This window comes from Haladaptatus sp. W1, from assembly GCF_001723155.1.
Taxonomy (GTDB): domain Archaea; phylum Halobacteriota; class Halobacteria; order Halobacteriales; family Haladaptataceae; genus Haladaptatus; species Haladaptatus paucihalophilus.
This window is the reverse complement of record NZ_MEIH01000056.1, coordinates 1-5,165: the sequence shown is the minus strand read 5'-3', so window position 1 is coordinate 5,165 and position 5,165 is coordinate 1. Positions and strand designations below refer to the sequence as shown.

Annotated in this window: 4 protein-coding genes; 1 reads left to right on the top strand and 3 read right to left on the bottom strand. The window is 54.8% G+C overall.

The window, feature by feature from the left end; translation table 11 throughout:
• Window positions 1-663 (top strand): lamin tail domain-containing protein (locus tag BG842_RS27025; protein ID WP_139136002.1); only part of this gene is annotated, 663 nt, incomplete at its 5' end.
• 406 nt (window positions 664-1,069) lie between these two features.
• On the opposite strand, the gene BG842_RS02980 is transcribed toward BG842_RS27025, so the two are convergent.
• The 3 genes from BG842_RS02980 to BG842_RS02970 all read right to left on the bottom strand — a co-directional run bounded on the left by BG842_RS02980 (window position 1,070) and on the right by BG842_RS02970 (window position 4,657).
• Window positions 1,070-2,212 carry an FAD-binding oxidoreductase gene (locus BG842_RS02980; protein WP_069449619.1) on the bottom strand — a complete coding sequence of 381 codons (1,143 nt, stop codon included), beginning with the start codon at window positions 2,210-2,212 and terminating at the stop codon, window positions 1,070-1,072.
• A gap of 261 nt (window positions 2,213-2,473) precedes the next feature.
• Entirely contained in the window at window positions 2,474-2,761 is a 288-nt protein-coding gene (locus BG842_RS02975; RefSeq protein WP_139136001.1) for a hypothetical protein, read from the bottom strand.
• 489 nt (window positions 2,762-3,250) lie between these two features.
• Window positions 3,251-4,657: an FAD-binding oxidoreductase gene (locus tag BG842_RS02970; RefSeq protein WP_069449620.1), complete on the bottom strand. Its 1,407-nt coding sequence runs from the start codon at window positions 4,655-4,657 to the stop codon at window positions 3,251-3,253.
• Between the last annotated feature and the right edge of the window lie 508 nt (window positions 4,658-5,165).

The window sequence follows — 5,165 nt, the reverse complement described above, 5'->3', positions numbered from 1 at the left end:
GGCGCAATCGGAGCCGTAGCAACAGTCGGTATCGGCGCAACCCAGGTAATTGGCGCAGACATGCCGTCGATCAAGATCGATATCAACGCCGAAGCGGAATACGTTACGCTCACAAACACGGGGGATTCCGAAGTAGATCTCTCGGACTATCGCATCGACCTCGAATACAGCGATCAAACTACTCAAGACCAATCCCTTGAAGACAACACGGTCATTCCTGCTGGTGACTCAATCCGTGTCGGCACTGGTTCCAAAACCGAAGGTGATGTAGATCAGAGCCTCGGCTACGACAAAGCAATGCTCAACAACGAGAACCCGGACGTTGTTGCCTTGCTGAATACGGACGGTGATGTCGTCGCCAAGAGCAATGACTCTGCAACCGACGAGACAACGACTACCGAAGAGGACGATACCACCGAGGACTCCTCTGACGAAACCACTACCGAAGAAGAGACGACCACCGAAAATGACTCTGATGAGTCCACGTCGGAGAAAACGACCGACGACTCCGACGACAGCGAGTCGAGCGGTGACTCCTCGGATGATACCCAGTCGGATGATGACACTGAGTCGGATGAGAGCGAAAACTCGGGGAGCGATGACTCCGAAGACGCCGCTCCCGACAACTCGTCCAGCGAAGAGGATTCCCAAGACGACTGCTGAGGCAGCCAGTCGACAACCCTTATTTTCATGACCAAGGGATCACGGCGGCGGTTTCTCACATCGGCATTGGCCACAACGAGTCTCGGTATGCTTGCTGGGTGTTCAGACATCCTCGGGTCCACTGAAACCAACACGCCTGAAACGTCCTCAAAAACGCCGAACTCGAAGACCACAGTGACAGAAACGATTGCAACGACCTAATGGGTGTTTTTCGTAGCTTCTTGCGAATCTCGCCATCGTCGGCAAGCCTGTTCACAACCGCATACGCTATCCTCCGTAGCCACCCACTCTCTCTTGAAATCCCGATCATTGTCGAAACTCCACACTCTCTCCTTCGATAGTCCGAAGTCAGATTGTCTGACTATGGAGAGAGAATGAAATCATATGAAAGGCATAGGCCGGTGTTTCACCATTCAATCGCACTTCTGATTTCGAAATCTTCCTCCGGAGTCACAAACCGATCTGGCGCAAAGACGTCGGCATTGAACGTCGGCGTGGTTCCTGTAAGCAACTCTGCAATCAGGTGTCCAGCAACTGCGCTGTACATGATACCCTCGCCGTTGAACCCACAGCACACATAGACTCCATTCGGATGGATTTGACCGACTAAAGGATGGCGATCAGGCGTTGCCGAACAGAGCCCGCCCCATTTTCCCGTTATCTGGCTATCCTGAAGTTGGTCAGAGATCTGGGGCACCTTCTCTGCAACTTCTTGGATGAACTCTTCACGTGCTGTCGAACTGAAAGCTTCGGGGTCGAGTTCAGTTTTCCCAGTGCCACCTCCAATCAGGATTTCTCCATTCACTTCTGAACGGTAGTACAGCTCAAGATCGGGATCATTGATAAGCGGTAGCTCGACCGTTTGTCCAGGGTTTAACATCGCAATCTGACTGACCCGGGGCTTCAAGGGAAGTGAGACATCGATATTGCGCGTCAATGACTTGCTCCATGCTCCCGCCGCCACAATCACTGCTGAAGCGGTATATGACCTTTCGCTCGTCGTCACACGAGTGCTACCTGATGCGAGGGTGTCAATTGATTCGACCGACTCACTTAGCACATCTGCACCCTCACATATTGCGTCCTCCAGAACGGTGACAGTCGCTGTGTATGGGTCCAGCGAGAACCCATTTTCGAACATAAACCCGGCTTCGATATCATTCGTGATGAGTGCTGGTACCTGATCGCCAATCTCATCACCAGTCAGTAGGTGCGATTCAATTGCGGTTTCTTCGTGCAACTGTTCGAGGTACGTTACTGATGCCGCGTCTCGTGCAAGCGTGTACGCATCTCCATAGTGGAGTTCAAGTTTTGAATCCTGAGCCATCTCTTCCCAGAATTGGATAATATACTGGTGCTCTTCCGGATGCGTTCCCGTACTCAAGAACTGATCGGGTGTAATGAATCCAGCAGCACGTCCGCTTGCTTTGCTTGCCGGCTGGTCTTTTTCGAATACGGCAACGTCCTCAATCCCCGCAGCAGTGAGATGGTAGGCACAGCTGGCACCGGCCACTCCACCACCGATGATGATGACTTCAAAATCATTCATAGATGGACCCTCGAATACTACTCCGATTCCACGTCCACGTCGTACACGGTAGCCGCAGTCTCTGGGCTAACCATTCCACATTCTCTCCTACTTGTTGAGTCCTGGTGCCGTCGATGAGCGGATGGCCGCTCAATCCTAAGCGTGTCCACCACCCACCGAGCGGTCACTGTCGGAAACTCGGACGCACGAATCACCAGAAGAATATCGTCATCACTCATTTGCTTCACAAATCGTCCCTGCTCGTCGCGTTCACTCCATCCACTAGCTTACTAACCGAATAGCGCCCCCGAGGACAATCAGTAGGGCTGCAAGAACGAGCGTCCAGACCGTATATTTCCCAACAGTGAACTCTGCTGGATCTTTGCTGAAAACCTCATAGATTGCACCAACCGCTATGCCACATCCACCCGCTGCTTGAAGCACTATTGAAATACTTTGTTCACCAGTGATCGCAGATACCAGTGCAGGAATCCCTAAAGCTGCACCGGCAAAGAGCATAGAAATGTGAAAGAGATAGAATCGGTTCATACCCACTACTACGTTTGCCAAATTAAAATTCTTCTGGTCAGCCGTTGAGAAGGTGTAAATATCGTTTCCCTGCTCGGAGGCACGCCATGGCACGCGTGCGAGCAGGAAGGAGGGGTGGCGGGCGTAGGGGGAATATGGATCGGGAGTGATGACGCCAGACCCACAGTGTGGACCCATTCAGGGTGTTAGCGGCAACCGCGCCACACCTGGTCCTTTGAGGGGTTCGGTATATGCTTTGTGCTACTATTAAAAAATAAGGCAATCAGTTGCACGACCATTCTATCAACTGTATCTACTCGACGAAGCCAACAGCAGCTACCATGAGGGCTTCTTGGTGAGGGGAATATACGCTTTCTTGTCTGACCACTGTGGCTACGAGCACCCCTATATGGATCTCAACGGCGCGCTCGTCGTCAGAATCATCTGAGCACTCCACACTCTGTTGAATAGATCGTAACTTTGCGTTCTCACCGTTCACTAACTACCATCTCGACGAATAATGAGAGATGTTCAGCCTGCCGGCTCGATGTTCTGGTTGAGGTGAAACACGTTATCGGGGTCGTATTCGGCTTTGATCTCGGCGAGTCGCTGGTAGGTACGCTCATCATAAGCTTCCCGAACCCGTCGTGTGTCGTCGCCGACGTCAAGGAAGTTCACGTAGACGCCCTCTCGATAGGGTTCAAGGGCATCAAAGAATCGACGGGCCCACGTGGTCTCCGACTCGGCGAAATCTTCGTCGGGACGCCACACGCCATTGATGTTGATGTTGTGTGGTGCGTTCCGACTGGCGTAGGCGGTGGCGTCGCCAGGGACGCGGCTCACCGCTCCGCCCAGGTGGAATAGCACCGCGTATGAGCGGGGTGACTTCGTCGAAAAGGCGTGGTCGACGAGAACTTCAATCAAGTCGTCGGACAGCTCAGGTAGGTCGGTCGACTTCCAATAGTAGTGCCATCCATGGAGAACGGTGCTGTCGAGCCCGCTCTGGTGCGCCACATACCGCTTGGGGGAGACCAAGTCAAGAAGCGGTGTGCCGTGCTCGCGCAGCGGGCGGAGGACACTCTCACCCTCCTCAACCGGACCTGTGTAGCAGGCGTTGATGGCCACGGCGGGTCGCCAGTGAAGCTCCTCGGGGACGACCGAGAGGGGAGGGATGGTTCCCAACCTGACGACGGTGCCAAGCTCGTCGGGAGCATCCTGCACGAAGTCGCGGTAGAAGCGCAGCGCGGCGGCAGTGTCGTCCGCCGCCCAGAACACGGGGCCGGCGAGCACAGTGGGACCGACAGGGTGGAGGGCGAACTCGAAGGAGGTCACGATCCCGAAGTTTCCACCACCGCCCCGCAACGCCCAAAACAGGTCTGAGTGTTCGTCTTCCGAGGCTCGAATGAATTTGCCATCGGCGGTCACCATATCGGCGGAGAGCAGGTTGTCGACAGTGAGGCCATGCTTGCGCATCAGCCAGCCGATACCCCCGCCGAGGGTAAGCCCGGCGACGCCGGTGTGACTGACGATGCCGCCCGGGGTCGCAAGTCCGTGAGCCTGGGCCTCATGGTCAACGTCGCCCCACAGGGCGCCACCCTGCACTCGAGCTGTCCGTGCGGGAGGGTCAATCCACACGGCTCGCATCGCAGAGAGATCAATGACGATACCGTCGTCGCAGACGGCGGTGCCGGCGACGTTATGACCGCCGCCGCGCACTGCGATCTCGAGGTCGTACTCCCGTGCGAAATTTACAGCTACAATCACGTCTGCAGTGCCTGAACACTGGACGATGAGCGCTGGGTGACGATCGATCATCCCGTTCCAGACGCCCCGGGCCTCGTCATAGTCCTCGTCGGTGGGCCGAATCAGGGTGCCCCGAAGCGTTTCTCGAAGGTCTTCAACGGCTGTTTGGTCAGCGTCTCTTACCGTTGGTGTCATTACAGGCCCGTTTTGCATCTCCCTCGTTACATCTTCATCCTTGACGCAGAGTACGGAGAGTGCTACTTGTGTTACGACCTGGCCCATGTTAACTATTGTCACAAGGACGATCTGCTGGATGCATCCTCTATATCTATCACTCCCTTCTAACAAACGACTGAAAGACGACATTCAACTGCTGACTCAGCAGCTCAGAACGCTTCGGCGTGTTCTTCACTCACCCCTTACCAACCGGGCGACAACGTACAGGTCTACGTCTCCGAGACAGATTCCCGACAGCGAACACCACGGGAAAGAAGGCACCATCACGGATGACCTGCAGGACACTCTCAGAGACGAGACTGGACGTGAACTTGACTCCTACAGCTACCGCGTTGAAACCGATGGTGAGGAAATCGATGTTTGGTTCCGGCATCGCGATTAGGTGCCAGTATCACAGTAACCAAGTACCGATACTCCACTGCAATGACCAATAACGAACGCAAACTAACGTGGCCACAAATCCGGG